The following is an 18,853-nucleotide window of genomic DNA, read 5'->3' as shown; positions in this document are numbered from 1 at the left end:
GCCGTCCCAGTTTTTTTACTGTGGCGGCTTTTTTTATTTTCTGCCGTTGTGTATATTGCGCCTTCGTTTTTGGTGTGCACTGAAACCGGGAGTTTTGCCGTGAACGTTTACAACAGCATTACCGAGGCCATCGGGCAGACGCCACTGGTGCGCTTGCAACGCGTAACCGCGGGGCTCAAGTGCAAAGTCTATGCAAAGATCGAATATCTCAATCCCGGCGGCAGCAGCAATGACCGCACGGCGTTGCGGATACTGGAAAATGCGGAAAAAACCGGCAAACTCAAGCCGGGCGGCACCATCGTCGAAGCCACCAATGGCAATGCCGGCGGCGGTTTGGCAATGCTGGCCGCCGCGCGCGGCTATCGCGCCATCTTCACCGTGCCGGACAAGACCAGCCAGGAAAAAATCCGCATGCTCAAGGCCTTTGGCGCGGAAGTGATCGTCTGTCCGACCGCCGTGCCCGCCCATTCCCCGGAAAGCACGTTTGCCGTGGCGGAAAAAATTGCCAAAGAAACTCCGAGCGCCCTGTTCGCCAATCACTACGCCAATCCTGAAAACCCCGAGGCGCATTATGCCACCACCGGCCCGGAAATTTGGGAGCAAAGCAACGGCAAAGTGAGCGTGTTCGTCTGTGGCATCGGCAGCGGCGGCACCATCTCCGGCGTCGGCCGGTTCCTCAAGGAAAAAAATCCGAACATTAAGATCGTGGGGGTGGATCCGGTCGGCTCGATTCTGCGCGACTATTTCTACTCCCGCCAGCTTTCCACCAGCCAGCCCTACCTCGTGGAAGGCATCGGCAAGGATTCGATTCCCGCCACTTTGAATTTTGACTACCTCGATGAAATCCTGCCGGTGGGGGACAAGGAGTCCTTTCTGATGGCGCGGCGGCTGGCGCGCGAAGAAGGCCTGCTGGTGGGCGGCTCATCCGGCAGCGCGGCGGTGGTGGCCGTGCGCCTGGCACAGGAGCTGGCCGCCGATCAATTGGTGGTCACCATCTTCCCGGACACCGGACTGTACTATCTCTCGAAGTTTTATTCCGATGAATGGATGAAAGAAAACCGCTTCTTCGATTTCGACAAGGCACTGGTGCATCACCTGTTGGATTCCAAGAGCCGCAATCTGCCGGCGCTGTTGAGTGTGCCGCCGGAAGTGACCGTGCGCGAAGCGCTGCAGCTCATGGAAGAACACAATGTTTCGCAGATGCCCGTTATCGAGGCCGGCAGAAGCATCGGCAGCCTGGACGAAAGCACGCTGCTCAGCCGCGTGCTGGAGGAAGCGGCGCTGCTGGAGGAGCGCGTGCGCTGCGTGATGGACGCCAGTTTGCCGGTGGTGCATCATGATGACTCGCTCGAACACGCCAGGTACTTGCTGGCGCGCGGCTATCCCGGCATCCTGGTGCAGGAGCAGGGCCAGCTCGTCGGCATCATCACCAAATATGATCTCATCAACTTCATGGCCTGAACGAGGCGGCTGCCATGCCCACCACCTCGCCGGCTGACGGCCCGCGCGGTTTCACCTTCGCCGAAAAATGGATCATTTGGAGTGTGTTCTGCCTGCTGCTGGCGCTGAGCACAAGCCTGTGGCTTTTCCCGGCCTTGCTGCTGTTCTCCTGGAGTGGCGCCCGCATCCGCGCTCTGGCGCTGCAGCACGCCGCTTGGCGCCGCTATACCACACCCCTGCTGACACTCCTCCTCGCTGCGGCGCTGTTGTGGTGGGCGGCACGCGGGAAAATCCCCTTGACTTTTTAGGCAAAGAGTTTATATTGCCAGACGTTTTAAATAAATCTCTGCGAATATTGCTGTTGCCGCAACCTGATGCAGTGCCGATGTTGGCTGTGGGAGCCGAAGACTCTTGTGCCAAATGATTTGATTATCGTGCTGGTCTTGTAGGCCGTTCATGATCAACCAACACCCGTTTCCGACTCCCCGAACAAGCCCCCGAGTTCTGAGGAAGCAGTCCCCCGTTCAAATAATCTGATCATCATTGTGCAGCCGATTCTCTTCTATACGTTTGCAATCCTGGCGGTGGCCTCGGCGGTGGCGATGGTGTTGCATCGCAACCCGGTGTACAGCGCCATTTTTTTAATTCTGACCCTGTTTTCCCTGGCGGGCTTCTTTGTCCTGCTGAACGCGCCGTTTGTGGCGGCGGTGCACATCATCGTCTATGCCGGCGCGATCATGGTGCTGTTTCTCTTCGTCATCATGCTGCTCAATTTGAAACGGGATCCGGTGCGCGAGGCTGGCAAAATCCGGCGGCGTTTTCTCGGCGCCGCCCTGGTGCTGACACTGTTGCTGGAAGTGAGCGCGCTGATCGGTGCGACCTATTTCCTGTCCGGCACTGGTGCTGGCGGAAGAGATGCCCACGTCGGTTTGCAAAGCAATGTCAGTGGCAGCACAGCCGATATTGGACGGGCCTTGTTTACCACCTATTTGCTGCCGTTCGAGGTCGCTTCGGTGCTGCTGCTCGTCGCCATGGTCGGTGCAGTGGTGCTGGCCAAGCGCAAGTTGCATTAGTGCTCGTTCCCAATCACTGACTTCGGAGAACATGCTCCTGCAACGGCCTGGCGATTGCCTCCAAATATCCGGCGTCTTCATGACGGCCTCGAGCGACACCGGCTCGGCCGAGGACGCAATCTTTTTGGACAGACCAACATTCACACCGGTTCCGCAGCATTCCACTCCCGGTTCAACCGGGGTTTGTAAAACTTCACACACTCCCGACGGAGGCGCGTGAACGCCGTGCCCTCGGCAGCGCCCCGCGGCGGACATAACGCCGCATGCCGGCCAGGAAGAACACATCATGCCCCTTGCTCATTATCTGATTCTCAGCGCGATGCTGTTTGCGATTGGCGTTGCCGGCGTATTGCTGCGGCGCAATGCCATCGTCATTTTTATGTCGATCGAATTGATGCTCAACGCCGTCAATCTCACTTTCGTCGCCTTTGCAGCACACCATGGCAGCCTGGAAGGTCAGATTTTCGTCTTCTTCGTGATGGTGGTGGCGGCGGCGGAAGTCGCGGTCGGCCTGGCGCTCATGGTGGCCATCTTCCGTCTGCGGGAGACGGTGTTTGTGGATGAACTGAATCTGATGAAATGGTGATGCAAAACTATCTTTGGCTGATCCTGTTCTTCCCGCTCCTGGGGTTCCTCGTCAACGGCCTGTTTGGCCGCCGGCTCGGCGAAAAGGGCGTGGGCCTGCTCGGCGCCGGCGCGGTGTTCGCCAGTTTTCTCACCGCAATATTCGTTTTCCTCGATCTCATCGCCCTGCCCCCGGAGTCGCGCCTGCTCACCCAGTCACTTTATCGATGGATGGGCACCGGAGCGTTCGCCATCGACATCGGCTTTCGCATCGACCCGCTGTCGATGACCATGGCGCTGGTAGTCACCGGCGTGGGCTTTCTCATTCATGTTTACTCCATCGGCTACATGCACGGCGACCGCGGCTTCGGACGCTATTTCGCGTTTCTGAATCTGTTTACCTTCGCCATGCTGTTGCTGGTGATGGCCGACAACTTCCTGGTGATGTTCATCGGCTGGGAGGGCGTCGGGCTGTGTTCCTATCTGCTGATCGGTTTTTATTATGATCAGGTCTTCGACAAGACCACCGGCATGACCTGCGCCCAGGCCGGCAGCAAGGCCTTCATCGTGAACCGCATCGGCGATTTCGGCTTTTTGCTTGCCATGTTTCTGCTCTTCGCCACTTTCGGTTCGCTGCAGTACGAGCAGGTTTTCACGCTGGCGGGGAAGGGCGTGAACGCCGGCGGCGGAGCGCTGCTGCCGGGTGTGATGACCGCCATTTGTCTGCTGCTTTTTCTCGGCGCCACCGGCAAGTCCGCGCAGATTCCTCTGTACGTCTGGCTGCCCGATGCCATGGCCGGCCCGACACCGGTTTCTGCCCTGATTCATGCCGCCACCATGGTGACAGCCGGGGTGTACATGGTGGCGCGCTGCAGCGTCCTGTTTGTACAATCGCCCGTGGCGCTGGAGGTGGTGGCGGTCATCGGCGTGGCGACTGCAGCCTTTGCCGGCACCATGGCGCTCACCGCCACCGACATCAAAAAAGTGCTGGCCTACTCCACCGTGAGCCAGTTGGGCTACATGTTTCTCGCCTGCGGGGTGGGCGCGTTTGCCGCCGGTATTTTTCACCTGGTCACGCACGCCTTCTTCAAAGCGCTGCTTTTTCTGGGCGCCGGCAGCGTGATGCACGCCCTCAGCGGTGAAACCAACATCATGAAGATGGGCGGCCTCAAGAAGCATCTGCCGGTTACCCATGCCACCTTTCTGATCGCCGGCCTCGCGATTGCCGGGATTCCCGGTTTCTCCGGCTTCTTCTCCAAGGACGAGATTCTGTGGGAAACATTCAGCAGCCCGCACGGCTCAGTGGTGTTTTATCTTATCGCTCTGGCGACCGCCGGCCTCACCGCCTTCTACATGTTTCGCCTGATCTATCTTGCTTTTTACGGCAGTGAGCGTGTTGACCCCGAAGTCATGAATCACGTGCACGAATCCCCCCGGCTCATGACCGTGCCCTTGATGGTGCTGGCCGGGCTCGCCAGTGCCGGCGGCTACCTCGGCATTCCGCACCTGTTCAATCAAATCGGGCATTTTCTCGAACCGGTCTTCACACGCTATCGGCCGGTGCCGGCGCATGCCGCGGGCGCGCTGTCCCTGGAACTGCTGCTGATGGCGGTCTCAGTGGCGGTGGCGCTGACCGGCATTCTGCTGGCGCGGCGGATGTATCTGCAGCAACCGGCGCTGGCTGACCACATGGCGGCCCGCTTCCACCGCCTGCACACTCTGCTCCGCCGCAAATACTACGTCGATGAAATCTATGACGCGCTGTTCGTGCGGCCGGTGCACCGGCTGGCGGAGGGTTTCCTGTGGAAACTTTTCGATGTCAGGGGGATCGACGGCTTCGTGAATTTCCTGCCGCGTGTGTTTGCCGCGGCCGCCGCCGGCTTGCGGCGCTGGCAGACCGGAATCGTGCAAAACTACGCGGTTTCCATCATAATCGGCCTGATTGTGGTATTGGGCTATTTGTTGATCAAATAGCCTGACGCGGCTCCCAAGCCGCAAGCAAAATTTTCGACACGGGGTAATCCGACGGCAACGCGTGGCGCAACGCAGGGCTTTCTGCCTGCAGACAAGAGGTCTGCGCGGCGTCCCCACACGTAACGGCGGCATTACGGACACGGGTGCGCACCGTTCGCGCCGGATTCCTGCTGCGGCGTTCATCGGTGAAAATCTCTGTTTGAAAAAAAACTTTGCGGGCATGATGGTTTTCCCCGGGCTGTATCAATCTCATGCTGCTGTCCGGCCGTCCCGGCGGCGCCACCGTTCACTCTGGCACGTACCAGCATTCACTCATGTTCGATAATCTGCCCATTTTGTCACTGCTGATCTTCCTGCCGCTCGCCGGCGCGGTGCTCGTCAGTCTGACACCGCGGCAGCACCCCGGCCTGATGCGCGGCTTCACGCTCGGCGTCACCCTGCTCGTGTTTGTGATCAGCCTGCCTCTGTTTTTCAATTTCGACAGCAGCCGCATCGCCTTTCAGTTCGAAGAGCGGCGCGAGTGGATTCCGGCGATGCGCGCGACCTATCACCTCGGCGTGGATGGCATCAGTCTGTTGATGGTCCTGCTCACCACCTTTCTCACCCCGCTGGTCATCCTGTCCTCCTGGAATGACATCAAGACCAGCATCAAGGGCTATCTCGTCTCCATGTTGCTGCTGGAGGCGGGCATGATTGGCGTGTTCGTCGCCCTCGATCTGCTGCTCTTTTACGTGTTCTGGGAAGTGATGCTGATCCCGATGTATTTCATCATCGGTGTTTGGGGCGGCCCGCGCCGGATCTATGCCGCGGTGAAGTTCTTCATCTACACCATGGTCGGCAGTTTGTTGATGCTGGTCGCCATCCTCTTCATTTATTTCTATTATGGCAAAGTGACGGGCACCCTCACCTTCGATTTCGTACAGATCCGCGAGCTGCTGTTCCCGGAGAATTATCAATTCTGGCTGTTCCTCGCCTTCGGGCTGTCGTTTGCGATCAAAGTGCCGATGTTTCCCTTTCACACCTGGCTGCCCGATGCCCACGTGGAGGCGCCCACCGCCGGCTCGGTGATTCTCGCAGGTGTGCTCTTGAAAATGGGAACCTACGGCTTTCTGCGTTTCTGCCTGCCGCTTTTTCCCAATGCCTCGCTGCAATTTGCACCGCTGCTTTCCGTGCTCGCGATCATCGGCATCATTTATGGCGCCTGGGTGGCCATGGTGCAGCCGGACATCAAAAAGCTGGTGGCCTATTCCTCGGTGAGCCACCTCGGTTTCGTCATGCTCGGCATCTTCACCTTCACCCATCAGGGTTTGCAGGGCGCCCTGATTCAAATGGTCAACCACGGCCTGTCCACCGGCGCGCTGTTCCTGATCGTCGGCATGCTGTATGAGCGCCGCCACACCCGCGAAATCGCGGACTTTGGCGGCTTGGCGCGTCCGCTGCCGGTGTTCACCACCTTTTTCATGATTGCCACGCTCGCCTCTATCGGGCTGCCCGGCTTGAACGGCTTTGTGGGTGAATTTTTGGTTTTGCTCGGCACTTTTCTCACCAACAAAACCTACGCCGCCTTTGCCGCCACCGGTGTGATCTTCGCCGCGGTTTACATGTTGTGGATGTTCCAGCGTGTCATGTTCGGCAGGCTCGACAAGGAGGAGAACCGTCGCCTGCGCGACCTGACGCGGCGGGAGATCGCAGTGCTGGTGCCGGTGACAGCCATGATGGTGCTGATCGGGGTGTGGGCCCAGCCGTTCCTGGGTAAAATGGAAACCTCGGTGGATGCGCTGATCCGCACGGTGCACGCACGCGCCGCCAAAGTGAACGATGCTCCCGGCCTGGCTCCGCTCGATTTGGGATGGCGCATCGCGTCGCCGCCGGCCGTGGCCGGGGAATGACGCCGCCGGTGCGCCACCCGCCCGGGCTCCCTTGACACCGGTTTTGCAAGACGCCTTAATCTCTGCCAATGATGACTAATACTCTGACACTCTCCCAGATTGTCTATCACTTCGCGCCGACGCTGACCCTGGTGGTGGTCGGGCTGCTGGTGTTGCTGCTCGGCATGCTGTTCCCGCGCATGTATCGCGAGACCCTGGCGGCGGTGGTGCTGTTCGGCTTCGGCATCGCGGTCTTTTATGCCGTGCAAAACTGGGGCGAGTCCGTGGTCTTGTTTCATGGCATGATCGTGGTCGACAAATTCGCCAATGGTTTTGCCTGCCTGTTCGTGATTGCCGCCGGCCTCACCCTGCTGCTGTCCATCGATGCCCTGGAGAGCACCTCGCTGCTGGTGAGCGAATTTTTCATGCTGATCATCTTCGCCACCGTGGGCATGCTGTTGCTGGCCGCCAGCGCGCATTTGCTCACACTCTTCCTGGGACTGGAAATCCTCTCGATCTCGCTCTACATCCTGGCCGGTTTCCGGCGCAACGACAAGTTCAGCATCGAGGCTTCCTTCAAATATTTCCTGCTGGGTGCGTTTGCCAGCAGCTTCCTGCTCTACGGCATTGCCTTGATTTATGGCAGCGTCGGCAGCGCCAGCCTCACGGCCGTGGCCGAAGCGGTGAAGGCGCGCCACCTGCTGGACACCCCCCTGCTTACTGCCGGTTTGGCGATGATGGCGGTCGGCTTCGGCTTCAAGATCGCGCTGGCGCCGTTTCACACCTGGGCGCCGGATGTCTATCAGGGTGCGCCCACACCGATTGCGGCCTTCATGGCCACCGGTTCCAAAGCCGCGGCTTTCGCCGCCCTGCTGCGCCTCGTGCTGACCACCGGCATGATGACCCAGGCCGTCTGGCAGCAGATCTTCTGGGTGCTGGCCGTCCTCACCATGACGGTCGGCAACATTGTGGCGCTGCGCCAGGACAACATCAAACGGCTGCTCGCCTATTCCTCGATTGCCCATGCCGGCTATATGCTGATCGGCGTCATCGCCAACAATGAGCTGGGCAGTTCCGCGCTGCTGTATTATCTGCTGAGCTACACCTTCATGAACCTCGGCGCCTTCGGCGTGGTGGCTTTCCTCTCCAAAACCGAGAACGAGCTGGTCAATCTCAATGACTACCGCGGGCTGGCATTTCGCCGGCCGTTTGCCGCGGTGGCCATGGCGATCTTCATGTTCTCGCTCGCCGGTATTCCGATTACCGCGGGCTTTATGAGCAAGTTCTATGTGTTCTCCGCCGCGGTGCAAGCCGGCCACCTCTGGCTCGTCATCCTGGGCGTGATCAACTCCATGATCAGCCTGTATTACTATCTCGGCGTGGTGGTGGTGATGTTCATGCAAAAATCCGAAAGTGCGGGCGAGGAGCTGGCGCTCGAACGGCTGCCGGCGGTGGGTCTGGCCCTGATCATTGCCGTCTTCGGCACGCTGCAGCTCGGCCTCGCGCCGGCCCGCTGGATGGAAGCCTTCCAGGATTTGGCGCGCTCGGTCATGTAACTCCGCGACGAATTCCGAGGCGGAAGCAGAGGAGAAAGCGCGGTCCAGCTTTCTCCTTTTTTATTTAAAAAAACAAAAGCCGGCTTGAACTCTTCTGCCGTGGCGGGCGTCCAATCCTCGCGGGGTCTCCGGCTGCAATGGTCTCTCCCGGGTGCCGCCGCTTTTGAGGCGAAACCCGAGCGGTGACAGAATGTCCGCCGGAGGACTCCCGCAAGCACAACATTGCCTGATCGGAGGAAGCGAACCATCATCCCGTCATGGTGCCGGCAATCCTGCCGGACACAGGCCCGCCCTCGGGAGCGTGCCCGGCCAGGAGAAGAAGTATGGCACAGCAGAGACGTTTGAAAGTGCCATGGCGCAGGCTTCCGCCTGCAGGCAGACAAGATTTCTGCGCTGCTTTCCATCCTGATGGGCAAGCAGGACAATTACTCCCTGAATTTGGCATCTTCTTTTTGCCACCTTTCGCCTGAGAATAAATTCCCGGGCGCAAGGCTGAAACTGCCTGAAGGCGGCTGCCCACCAAGCGGGTGGCAAGTCGGTTGTGGCCAACTTGCGCTTTGAGCTTGCACTTCCAATCGCAGACGGTGAGGCAACACGACCCATGCAAAATTCAGGTGCGCAAACCGCAAGCATCATGAAAGGAAGGTGACAAAACACCGGCCAGGTTTCCACACAGCTCACGTACTGGCAACAGCACTTTCATCTCATGGTCATCACAACGGAGGAGTCATGGAAATCACAATCAAAATCAGTGGCCCTGAGGCCGTGCCCTGCGCGGCTTTGCTGCTGATGGTGCCGCCCGTCACTGCAGCACAAGCCCCCCGCCTGTTGAATCTCCCCCCGTCCTCGCGTTATCTGTCCGCCGTGCAGCAGCGCTGCCACAGTGGTGATTTTTCCGGCCGCGCGGATGAAATTCACTGGCTTTATCCCGCAGAGGCGCCGGCGCAACGGCTGCTGCTCGCCGGTTACGGCTGGCGTGAAGGGGAAGCCGAGCAGCGCAAGTCGGCACCGCATCTGCAACAGGTGATCGCCAACGCCGTCGCCGCGTGTCGCAAACTCGGCGTGCCCGAATTGTGTGTGCCGGTGGCCGGCGGACTTGCCGATCAGTTTGGCTTGCGCCAGGCCGGCCAGCTCATCAGCGAAGCTGCGCTCCTGGCCAATTATTGCTTCAGCAAGTACAAATCCAAACCGGCTGCCGACGATCGGCCGCTGCGCAGCCTGACGCTGGTGGCCGGCTCTGCCGCCGATCACGCCGAACTCGAAGCCGGGGTGAAAGATGGCGGGCTGCTGGCAGCCTGGACGAACTTTGCGCGCGACCTGCAGAATCTGCCGGCCAATGCGCTCACTCCCGAGATGTTTGCTCAAATGGCGCAAATGAAAGCGGCCGAATCCGGCCTGAGCTGCCGTGTGTTCGATGAAAAGATGATTCGCGAGCTGGGCATGGGCGCGTTGCTGGGCGTGGCGCAGGGCAGCAGCAATCCGCCTCGTTTTCTCGTGCTCGAAACCCGCGCCCCCGATGACGGCAACACGGTCGTGTTCATCGGCAAGGGCATCACCTTTGACAGCGGCGGCCTGTCGATCAAATCCGCGGAGGCGATGGAGAAAATGAAATACGACATGTCCGGCGCGGCGGTGGCATTGGCCGCCACCTGCTGTCTGGCGCAATTGCCGGAGCGGCCGTCGCTGGTGTGTCTCCTGCCCCTGGCGGAAAACATGCCGGGCGGTCACGCTCTGCGGCCGGGCGATGTGGTTACGGCCTGCAATGGCAAGACCATCGAAGTCGCGGACACCGATGCCGAGGGCCGTCTCATTCTGGCGGAAGCGCTGGCTTATGCCGCCCGCTTCAAGCCGGTCGCCGTGATCGATGTGGCCACGCTCACCGGCGCAGTCTTCTCGGCACTCGGCGAAGTTGCCGCGGGTCTGATCTCCAACAACCCGGAGCTGGCTGGCCGCCTGAAACGGGCGGCGGCATTCACCGGCGAGCGGGTGTGGGAATTGCCGCTCTACCCCGATTATCTTCGCAATCTCGAAAGCGAGATTGCCGATATTCGCAACTATCCCGCCAGGAAAGTCGGCGCCGGCGCCAGCCATGGCGCAGCCTTTCTCAGCGCCTTTGTGAATGGCTATGCCTGGGCGCATCTCGACATTGCCGCGGTGGCGCTGCAGCAACGCAACACCACGCTTTGCCCCTCGCCGGCGACGGGCTGGGGCGTGCGTCTGCTGGTGCAGATGTGTCGCGAATGGCAGCGCGAGCGGAAAACCGCCGTGCGCCGCTGAACCCGCCGTGGCGGGAATCGGGTGAAGCACCGGGCTGGCGGCCGGGTGCTTCACCACCCCCGCGGGAGCAGGGACATGCGATTGTGCGACGGGCATTTGTCAATCGGCGCTGTGCCGCCGCGGTGGCATTGGCAGACGCCCGCCGATTTCTCTGCGGCACCATCCGCGCAGGTGCTCCTGCTTGCTTTTGAAGCTGTCGCCGCTTATTTTGGCGCTTTAGAATGAACGCCTCCAGCACAACCACCGCGGCTTCCGGCACGAGGCTCGCACTCGCCTATCCCTTCCGCTTTGAAGCCACGGAAGATTTTTCCGATTATCACCGCGACGAAGCGGGTGTGCCCACTGTCTATTACCGGCATCTGCAGCGCCGGGTTTACAATCCCATCACCATCGCGCAGTTCGGCCTGTATCAGCTTTATCGTTTTGACCGCGACGGCGATGTGCGCGCCGCTTTGCAGGCACAGACCATGGCAGACTGGCTGGTCGGTAATCAGGAGGAATGGCGGCAGGGCATTGGCGCGTGGATCTTTCGTTTTGATCTGCCCTTCTATGGCCCGCGCCAGCCGTGGATTTCCGCGCTGGCACAAGGCCAGGCCATCTCGCTGCTGCTGCGCGCGGCACAGTTGTGCAATACCGCAAAATACGAAGCGGCCAGCCGCCGCGCGGTGCGGGCGTTTTATCATTCCGTGGCGGAGGGCGGCGTGGTGCAGCGTTTCCCCGATGGCAGCCCGGTGTTCGAAGAATACCCGACCGTCGAGCCTTCCATGGTGCTCAACGGCCATCTCTTCGCCATGCTGGGTCTGCATGATTATGCCGCCTATTTTGACGACGCCACGGCGGCGGGCCTGTTTGTCCGCTGCCTCACCGGCCTCCGGGCCAATTTAATGCACTACGACACGGGCTACTGGAATCATTACGATCTTCACCGCAGCCGGCGGCTGACCTCCGCCGACTATGTGCGTATTCATGTGCAACTGCTCAATATTCTTGCCGCGGTGAGCGGCGAAGCTTTTCTGGCGGAAACCGCGCAACGCTGGCAGGGCTATCTTGACAGCCCCTGGTGTCGCGCCCGCTTCTGGGCCGGCAAAGTGGTGGAGAAGCTGCGGCTGCGGCTGAACAACTACATGCCACCGCCGCATGTGCTGCCACAACTCGAATGAACCGATCAGCGGGTGCGCTGTGTCTGAAGCGTTTGCATCACTGCCAACCATCTACCTGACGCTGGATACCGACTGGTGCCACGAGGAAGTTTTGCAGGCGGCGCTGCAGCTCTTCCGGGAGCATGATTTGCCGGTCACGATCTTCGTCACCGGTGCATATGCCGCGTTGTCCGCACGCGAAGCGGGTCGCTGGGAAATCGGCCTGCATCCCAACTGCAGCGAGGTGACACTGGCGGAATGCGAACACCGGCTTGCGGCGTTGCAGCGGCTTCATCCCCGCGCCCAGGGCGTTGCCACCCATGCCATGGTGTGCAGCACTCCGCTGCTGGACTTGTTCCGGCGCTGCGGCTTCCGCTATGATCGCAATCTCCTGTGCTACCGCGTCGCCGGGATGAAACCATTCGTGCATCATAACGGCTTGCTGCGGCTGCCGGTGTTCTGGGAGGATGACATCTGGTTGACGGTCGAAGCGGGGGCGCGCTTCAGCGCCGCGTGGCTGCCCGCCGGCCCTTCCCGCTGCATTTTCAATTTTCACCCGATTCATCTCTATCTCAACACCCTGACGCCGGCGCATTATCGTGCGGCCAAACCGCTGCAGCACGATCCGGAGCAACTCGCCCGGCACGTGGCCGGTGGTTATGGCGCGCGGGCGTTTTTTCTCGACCTCGCCGCCCACATTCGACGGCGGCAACTGGCCACCGGTTTGTTGCAGGACTTTCTGACGGCATGAGCATCGTTTTCTTCGGCACCACGGACACAGGGCATTACTGTCTCGCACAAATGCTGGCCGCCGGCCTGCCGGTCGCCGGCGTGGTGACCGGCCCGCCCGAGTTCGAAATTTCATATGCGAAGGGCAAAGTCCAAAACCTGCGGCACCGCTCGTTTCATGATCTTGCCGCAGCCTGCAACCTTCCACTGCTCACCTTTCAGCGCAAGTTTGATGAAGACGTTGTGCAAACCTTGCGGCAGTGGCAGCCGCAGTTGCTGGTGGTGATTGGCTGGTATCATCTCATTCCTGCCAGAGTGCGGGCGCTCGCGCCGCTGGGCGCGGTTGGCATGCACTGGTCGCTGCTGCCCAAATATCGCGGCGGTTCACCGCTGGTGTGGGCGATGATTCAGGGCGAGGCGGAAACCGGCGCCTCGCTGTTTTATTTGGAAGACCGGGTCGATACCGGCCCCCTGGTCGCGCAGGAGGCCGTGACGATCGGGGCGCATGATGATGTGCAAGAGATGATCGCCAGGCTCAACCGCATCTCCGGCCGTCTGGTGGTCGAACATATTCCCCGCATTCTGCAGGGCACCGCACGGTCATGGCCGCAGGACGAATCCCGGGCCACGTACTTCCCGCCGCGCAGCCCGGCGGACGGCCAAATTGACTGGCGCTGGCCGGCACAGCGCCTTTATGATTTTATTCGGGCGCAAACGCTGCCCTATCCCTGCGCCTTCACGCACTACCGCGGCGAGCGCGTGCGCCTCGTGAAAGCCACGCTCGCACCCCGCCGCGGCCTGCACACCGCCGTGCGCGCCGGCGATGGTCGGTGGCTCGGCCTGGAGACCATCCTGGTGGCGGAGGAGACGGAAGTGAAAAACGCACGCGATTTTTTCGGCCGGGATGAGGTCGTGTTCGAACAATCCGAAACGGCCCAGCCGTTGTGAAATCGTTGAGGCGGAGGCCGGGAAGAAAATCAGAATGGCAGGCCGGGAAAAGAAAGGCGACCGCGCCCACCGCTTTTGCCCAAAGCCGGTTTGAAGTTGTCCAAAATCGGTTTCGGTTTTCAACTGCATGATGCCACCCGGCTTTCAAGCCGCGGCCGAAATGGCTGGACCACAGAAGACCGCTGATCAACACTGACTTTTTATATCGGCATTCATCTGCGAAAGGCCGTGTTCTAAAAAATCTTCGCGGTCATAATAATTTTCCTCGGCTGATCCCAACCCGGACGAGCCGGAGACAGAACACAAAAAGCACGCCGGGGCGCAAAGTCCCCGCGAGCAACGCCCGGAGAAAGCTTTCAAAATTTTTGCGGTGCCTCTCTGCGCCCTGCTTGCTGCGTGAGTTTTTGCCTGTTCTGCAAAAATTTTTCCTGTACCTGAATTATGCATCCTCTTTTTGCCACCTTACGCCTGAGAATAAATGTTCAGGCTCAAAGCTGAAACCACCTGAAGGCGGTTGCCCACCAATCGGCTGACAAGTCGGTTTTAGCCGACTTGAGCTTTGAGCCTGCGATTTCAACCACAGGCGGTGAAGCCAACATGCCCCATGCAACATTCAGGTTGTAACAGACTGGAGGGCCGATTCCTTGCCACCCATGCCAACAACCTGCTCCATCAAGGGAAAGTCGATACTCGTGACCGGCGGCGCCGGCTTCATTGGCAGCCATTTGGTTGATGCCCTGCTCGCCGGCGGCGCGGCGACCGTGGTGGCGGTTGACAATCTTTTTCTCGGCAGCCTGGACAATTTGGCGCAGGCGCGGCAGTCGCCAGCTTTTCATTTTTACCGGGAGGATGCCGCGGATCTGTCCGCGCTGGACCATATCATCAGCACGCATCGCACGGAGATCGTTTTTAACCTCGCCACCAAGGCGCTGCTTTACAGTTTCATCAACCCGGAAGGCGCCTACCTGGTGAATGTGAAGATCATGACCACGCTGCTTTATCTGCAGCGCAAAGGCGCTTTCCGGACTCTGATACACTGTTCCTCCTCGGAAGCCTATGGCAGCGCACAAATCTTTCCGATGGATGAAAATCATCCCTATGCGCCGGCCACGCCGTATGCCGCCGGCAAAGCCGCAGCGGATTTGATGGCACTCAGCTTTGCACACACTTTCGGTGCCGAGGTCTCCATTATCCGGCCCTTCAACAATTACGGCCCGCGGCAAAATTGCGATCGCGGCCTGGAGGCGGTAATTCCCCTGACCGCGGCCCGTCTGCGGCGCGGCGAGAAACCCGTAATCTATGGCGATGGCCAGCAGACGCGCGACTTCCTTTTCGTCTCCGACACCGTTGCCGGTTTGATTGCCGCCTGCGAAACCCCGGCAGCGCGCGGCCAGGTCATCAATCTCGCCTCGGGCCGGGAGATCAGCATTGCGGAGGTAATCACCGGCATTTGCGCCTATTTTGGCTATGAGGGGCCTGTTGAATACCGGCCGGCGCGACCGGCCGATGTGCGGCGCCACCGCGGTGATATTCGCCGCGCGCAGGAACTGCTGGGCTTCAAACCGGCCGTCAGTTTCGAAGAAGGGCTGCGCCGCACGCTGGATTGGTACACGCATGCGCCGCAGGCGGAGCGTGACGTGCGGGCGCGCGCCGGATGAAAGCACCGGCTCCCCACTCCACCGCAGTTCCCCCGCTCGCCGGTCAAGATCGGTTTGCAGCAGCACCGTCACGTCGTTTCAGCGACTCCCCCTTCCGCGCAACGCGCCACCGTCTCCGGAAAGCACGGTATGCCGGTGTTGTGTGGCAGGCGTGCGGCTTTTCTGCGTTGGGCTGGTGGGCAAGTCGTTACGCAGCTTCGGCCGCAATTCTCCTCTGGGACACGGATGACTGCTGTTTGATGCCGATTTTTTCCTGTATCTGCTTTAATCCGGGAAAAGCTGTGTCTCACTGAATCTTCGCGGTTGTAAAAGTTTTTCCCGCATGCTGCCACAGCGCGGCATCCATTCTGCAACCGAATTTGACCCGTAAAGCCGCGAAGGACGCCGGGCTTTTATGGTTTGCGCTGCCGGCGTCTTCGCCGCTCAAAAAACTTTGCAGGCGTGATCATTTCTCCGGCGTGATACGACAAGCCGGGCGGGCATGACGCCGCGGTTGTGAAACCTCCCACTCCTCGAGGCAGGAAGAGAGATGCAAAAAAATGTGACCCGGAAAAACGTGTTCATTCATGAGACCGCCGTGGTTTCCGACCAGGCCATCATCGGTGAGGGCACGAAGATCTGGCATTATGTGCATGTGCGCGAGGGCGCGAAAATCGGCAAAAACTGCGTGCTCGGCAAGGATGTTTACATCGATCACTACGTCACCGTCGGTGACGGCGTCAAAATTCAAAACGGCGTGTCGGTTTATCATGGCGTGACGCTGCACGACGAAGTTTTCGTCGGCCCGCATGCGGTGTTCACCAACGATCTGCTGCCGCGCTCGCATCACACCACCTGGCGGGTGGTGGAGACGGTGGTGGAAAAAGGCGCTTCCATTGGCGCCAATGCCACGATCGTTTGCGGCGTGCGTCTGGGGGAATACTGCATGATCGGTGCCGGGGCGGTGGTGGTGAAGAACGTGCCGCCGCATGCGCTGGTGGTGGGGAATCCCGGGCGCATCATCGGCTACGTGTGCGTCTGCGGCCATCATCTGCACCGGGACTATCACATTGCCGGCAGCAATCTCTTTCAGTTCGTCTGTGTCTCCTGCAAGCGCGCCTACGCCCTGCCCGGCCTGGGGGAGCAGCGGCCGGAAGTGTTGCGCGCCGGCGTGGACGGCATTCGTTTCGTGCATCACAATTTCGATGAGGACACGCACGCGGCGGTGGCGAGTGTGCTGCAATCCGGCTGGGTGGCGGGCTGCGGCAGTGAGTCGGCACGCTTCGAGAAGAAGCTGGCGGAATTGTCGCACTGCGAGTATGCCGTGGCGATGAACAGTTGCACCTCGGCGCTGTTCGCCTCGTTGCTCGCCCTGGAGATTGGTCCCGGCGACGAGGTGCTGGTGGCGGATTTTTCCTTTCCCGCCTCCGGCATGGCCGTGCTGCATGCCGGCGCCCGGCCCCGCTTCGTTGACGTCCGCCTCGACACCTACAATCTCGACCTGGACAAACTCGAGGCGCTGTGCACGGCCAACACCCGGGCGGTGATGGTGGTGCACACTTTTGGCCAGATGGCGCCGATGCGCGAGCTGCAGGCCTGGTGCAAGGCTCACGGCCTGGCACTGATCGAGGATGCCGCCTGCGCCATTGGCGCGCGCTATGACGGCGTGGTGCCGGGCGAGTGCTCCGACCTGGCCTGCTATTCGTTTCACGGCCGCAAGATCATCACCACCGGCGAAGGCGGCGCGGTGGTCACCAACAATGCCGTGCTTTATCAACGCGTGCGGCAGATCTCCTCACTCGGCGTCGACGCCTCGGACAAGTACAAGGCCGGCGGACCGCTGCGTTATCGCTTCCAGCATCTGGGCTACAACTTCCGGCTGAGTGACATCAACTGCGCCATCGGCCTGCAGCAATTGCGCCATCTGCCCGCCCTGCTCGAACGCCGCCAGGAGTTTGCCGCGCTTTATCGCGAGCAGCTCGCCGGCCTCGCGGAATTGACACCGCCATATTGCGATCCCAACGCCTTTCACACCTATCAGGCTTTTGTCTGCCGGGTGAAGGAAGAAAAGCTGCGCGATCATTTGATGGCGGCGTTGAAAAAGCAAAATCTGCACGCCACCATCGGCACCTATGCCCAGCATTGCGAGCCGGTGTTCGCCGCGCAGGAGGCCTGCCCCAACTCCCGGCTGCTTTATGAAACCACGCTGGCCCTGCCGTTTCACTCCTTTTTGGGCAGGGCACAGGTGGAATATGTGGCGGAGCAGGTGAAACGGGCGGTGGCGCAACAGGATTGAGGCGCAACCAGCCGGGGAGCAGCCCCATTTTCCCGCTCCAATTCCCCGCTTGCGGGCATACACTGAGCAACAGGAGTTTGCGCAAACATGGCTCTCATTCGTCCTGCCCCGATGTTCCTGCCGCGGCCGGAGCTGGTGGCGCGGCTCGCCTGTCCGCCTTACGATGTGGTCACCGCCGCCGAGGCGCGACAACTGGCGCAAGGCAACCCGTGCAGCTTCCTGCGCGTGGTGCGCGCAGAAATCGATCTGCCGGAGAATACCCCGCCCTATGATGAGCGTGTCTATCGCTGTGCCCGCGAAAATTTCGCGAGTTTCATCAGGGCAGGCTGGCTGTATGCCAGCCCCGGCCCGGTTTTGTTCATTTACCGTCTAGAAACGGCGGAACACGCCCAAACCGGGGTGGTGGCCTGTTGCAGCGTGGAGGAATATGACCGGGGCGTCATCTGCAAGCACGAAAACACCCGGCCGGACAAGGAGCAAGACCGGGTGCAACACATGCTGGCGCTCTCGGCTCATGCGGAAGCAGTGCTGATCGCCTATCGCGGCCGTGACGAGATCAACGCGCTGGTGGCGGCGGCATGCCGCCTGCCGCCGCTGCTGGATTTTCGCGCGCCAGACGGGGTGCAGCACACGCTTTGGCAGGTGCAGCAGCCGATGGCGCTGGTCCGGGCTTTTGCCGCCGTGCCGCGCCTGTACATTGCGGATGGCCATCATCGCTCCGCCGGTGCCAGCCGGGTTTGTGCGCGCCTGCGTGAACTACATGCCGCGCACACCGGCGGGGAAGAATACAATTTTTTCCCTGCCACTCTTTTTCCCGCGGAACAACTTCGCATTTTGCCCTACCATCGTGTGCTGCGCGGCCTGGCGGGCTGGCAACCACACGAGTTTCTGCAGCAATTACGCCGTGACTTTTTGGTAACCGACAATGCCCCGCCCTCGCCCTTGCGCAAAGGCGAGATCAGCTTGTATGTTAATGGCAACTGGCATGGGTTGACGCTCAAACCCGCCACTTCGGCCACACCCACCGCGGAACTGGATGTCACCCGGCTGCAGGAACAAATTCTCGCACCTTATTTCGGCATTCACGATCAGCGCACGGATACGCGCCTGGAGTTTGTCGGCGGGGCGCGCGGTGTTGCGACACTGCAGCAAATGGTCGACAGCGGGACGGCGCAAATGGCCATCAGCATGCACGCCACCCCGCTCGAAGAATTACTGCGGGTCTCCGACGCCGGTGCGCTGATGCCGCCGAAATCGACATGGTTTGAACCCAAGCTGCGCTCGGGGCTGTTCGTGCACCCATTCTGAGGGCGCGCGGGAGGCGCGGCAGCAAACACTTGTTGCGAACTCCT

The 18,853-nt window shown here is 60.6% G+C and carries 14 protein-coding genes and 1 pseudogene; all 15 read left to right on the top strand.

Annotated features, from left to right (window positions below; translation table 11 throughout):
- Nucleotides 1-99: 99 nt before the first annotated feature.
- The 15 genes and pseudogenes from ONB52_12775 (at nt 100) to ONB52_12705 (ending at nt 18,809) form a co-directional block, all read left to right on the top strand.
- Nucleotides 100-1,461: a pyridoxal-phosphate dependent enzyme gene (locus ONB52_12775; GenBank protein MDZ7417012.1), complete on the top strand. Its 1,362-nt coding sequence runs from the start codon at nt 100-102 to the stop codon at nt 1,459-1,461.
- 14 nt (nt 1,462-1,475) lie between these two features.
- Nucleotides 1,476-1,748: a hypothetical protein gene (locus tag ONB52_12770; protein ID MDZ7417011.1), complete on the top strand. Its 273-nt coding sequence runs from the start codon at nt 1,476-1,478 to the stop codon at nt 1,746-1,748.
- Between the two features lie 237 nt (nt 1,749-1,985).
- On the top strand, nt 1,986-2,513 hold the full coding sequence (locus ONB52_12765; GenBank protein ID MDZ7417010.1) for an NADH-quinone oxidoreductase subunit J: 528 nt from the start codon (nt 1,986-1,988) through the stop codon (nt 2,511-2,513).
- A 283-nt stretch (nt 2,514-2,796) separates the two neighbouring features.
- Nucleotides 2,797-3,099, top strand: a complete 303-nt coding sequence (nuoK, locus tag ONB52_12760; protein ID MDZ7417009.1) for an NADH-quinone oxidoreductase subunit NuoK — start codon at nt 2,797-2,799, stop codon at nt 3,097-3,099.
- Entirely contained in the window at nt 3,099-5,051 is a 1,953-nt protein-coding gene (gene nuoL / locus ONB52_12755) for an NADH-quinone oxidoreductase subunit L (protein ID MDZ7417008.1), read from the top strand. Before nuoK ends, nuoL begins: the two co-directional genes overlap by 1 nt.
- 314 nt (nt 5,052-5,365) lie before the next feature.
- Nucleotides 5,366-6,940 (top strand): NADH-quinone oxidoreductase subunit M, encoded by a 1,575-nt coding sequence (locus ONB52_12750; GenBank protein ID MDZ7417007.1) that lies wholly within the window; start codon nt 5,366-5,368, stop codon nt 6,938-6,940.
- Nucleotides 6,941-7,008: 68 nt separating this feature from the next.
- Nucleotides 7,009-8,475: an NADH-quinone oxidoreductase subunit N gene (locus tag ONB52_12745; protein MDZ7417006.1), complete on the top strand. Its 1,467-nt coding sequence runs from the start codon at nt 7,009-7,011 to the stop codon at nt 8,473-8,475.
- Nucleotides 8,476-9,204: 729 nt separating this feature from the next.
- On the top strand, nt 9,205-10,752 hold the full coding sequence (locus tag ONB52_12740; protein ID MDZ7417005.1) for a leucyl aminopeptidase: 1,548 nt from the start codon (nt 9,205-9,207) through the stop codon (nt 10,750-10,752).
- Between the two features lie 221 nt (nt 10,753-10,973).
- Complete coding sequence (locus ONB52_12735) at nt 10,974-11,912, top strand: D-glucuronyl C5-epimerase family protein (GenBank protein MDZ7417004.1); 939 nt, start codon at nt 10,974-10,976, stop codon at nt 11,910-11,912.
- A 19-nt stretch (nt 11,913-11,931) separates the two neighbouring features.
- Entirely contained in the window at nt 11,932-12,642 is a 711-nt protein-coding gene (locus ONB52_12730; GenBank protein ID MDZ7417003.1) for a hypothetical protein, read from the top strand.
- Nucleotides 12,639-13,568 carry a methionyl-tRNA formyltransferase gene (locus tag ONB52_12725; GenBank protein ID MDZ7417002.1) on the top strand — a complete coding sequence of 310 codons (930 nt, stop codon included), beginning with the start codon at nt 12,639-12,641 and terminating at the stop codon, nt 13,566-13,568. The genes ONB52_12730 and ONB52_12725 overlap by 4 nt, the downstream gene beginning before the upstream one ends.
- A 653-nt stretch (nt 13,569-14,221) precedes the next feature.
- Nucleotides 14,222-15,226 (top strand): GDP-mannose 4,6-dehydratase, encoded by a 1,005-nt coding sequence (locus ONB52_12720; protein ID MDZ7417001.1) that lies wholly within the window; start codon nt 14,222-14,224, stop codon nt 15,224-15,226.
- 529 nt (nt 15,227-15,755) lie between these two features.
- A pseudogene (locus ONB52_12715) lies at nt 15,756-16,250 on the top strand (acetyltransferase).
- Nucleotides 16,236-17,501 carry a DegT/DnrJ/EryC1/StrS family aminotransferase gene (locus ONB52_12710; GenBank protein ID MDZ7417000.1) on the top strand — a complete coding sequence of 422 codons (1,266 nt, stop codon included), beginning with the start codon at nt 16,236-16,238 and terminating at the stop codon, nt 17,499-17,501. Before ONB52_12715 ends, ONB52_12710 begins: the two are co-directional and overlap by 15 nt.
- Nucleotides 17,502-17,588: 87 nt before the next feature.
- Nucleotides 17,589-18,809 carry a DUF1015 family protein gene (locus ONB52_12705; GenBank protein ID MDZ7416999.1) on the top strand — a complete coding sequence of 407 codons (1,221 nt, stop codon included), beginning with the start codon at nt 17,589-17,591 and terminating at the stop codon, nt 18,807-18,809.
- Nucleotides 18,810-18,853 lie beyond the last annotated feature (44 nt).

This window comes from candidate division KSB1 bacterium (assembly GCA_034506255.1).
In the GTDB taxonomy this organism is placed as follows: Bacteria; Zhuqueibacterota; Zhuqueibacteria; order Zhuqueibacterales; family Zhuqueibacteraceae; genus Coneutiohabitans; species Coneutiohabitans thermophilus.
Note: the sequence above shows the minus strand (reverse complement) of the source record. Positions and strands in the feature narration are given on the sequence as shown.

Excerpts from the sequence above, each read along its gene's own strand:
- nuoL (MDZ7417008.1), top strand. The coding sequence starts at position 3,099 with ATGCAAAACTATCTTTGGCTGATCCTGTTCTTCCCGCTCCTGGGGTTC.
- ONB52_12735 (MDZ7417004.1), top strand. The coding sequence starts at position 10,974 with ATGAACGCCTCCAGCACAACCACCGCGGCTTCCGGCACGAGGCTCGCA.
- ONB52_12705 (MDZ7416999.1), top strand. The coding sequence starts at position 17,589 with ATGGCTCTCATTCGTCCTGCCCCGATGTTCCTGCCGCGGCCGGAGCTG.
- ONB52_12745 (MDZ7417006.1), top strand. The coding sequence starts at position 7,009 with ATGATGACTAATACTCTGACACTCTCCCAGATTGTCTATCACTTCGCG.
- ONB52_12725 (MDZ7417002.1), top strand. The coding sequence starts at position 12,639 with ATGAGCATCGTTTTCTTCGGCACCACGGACACAGGGCATTACTGTCTC.
- ONB52_12750 (MDZ7417007.1), top strand. The coding sequence starts at position 5,366 with ATGTTCGATAATCTGCCCATTTTGTCACTGCTGATCTTCCTGCCGCTC.
- ONB52_12740 (MDZ7417005.1), top strand. The coding sequence starts at position 9,205 with ATGGAAATCACAATCAAAATCAGTGGCCCTGAGGCCGTGCCCTGCGCG.
- ONB52_12770 (MDZ7417011.1), top strand. The coding sequence starts at position 1,476 with ATGCCCACCACCTCGCCGGCTGACGGCCCGCGCGGTTTCACCTTCGCC.
- ONB52_12720 (MDZ7417001.1), top strand. The coding sequence starts at position 14,222 with ATGCCAACAACCTGCTCCATCAAGGGAAAGTCGATACTCGTGACCGGC.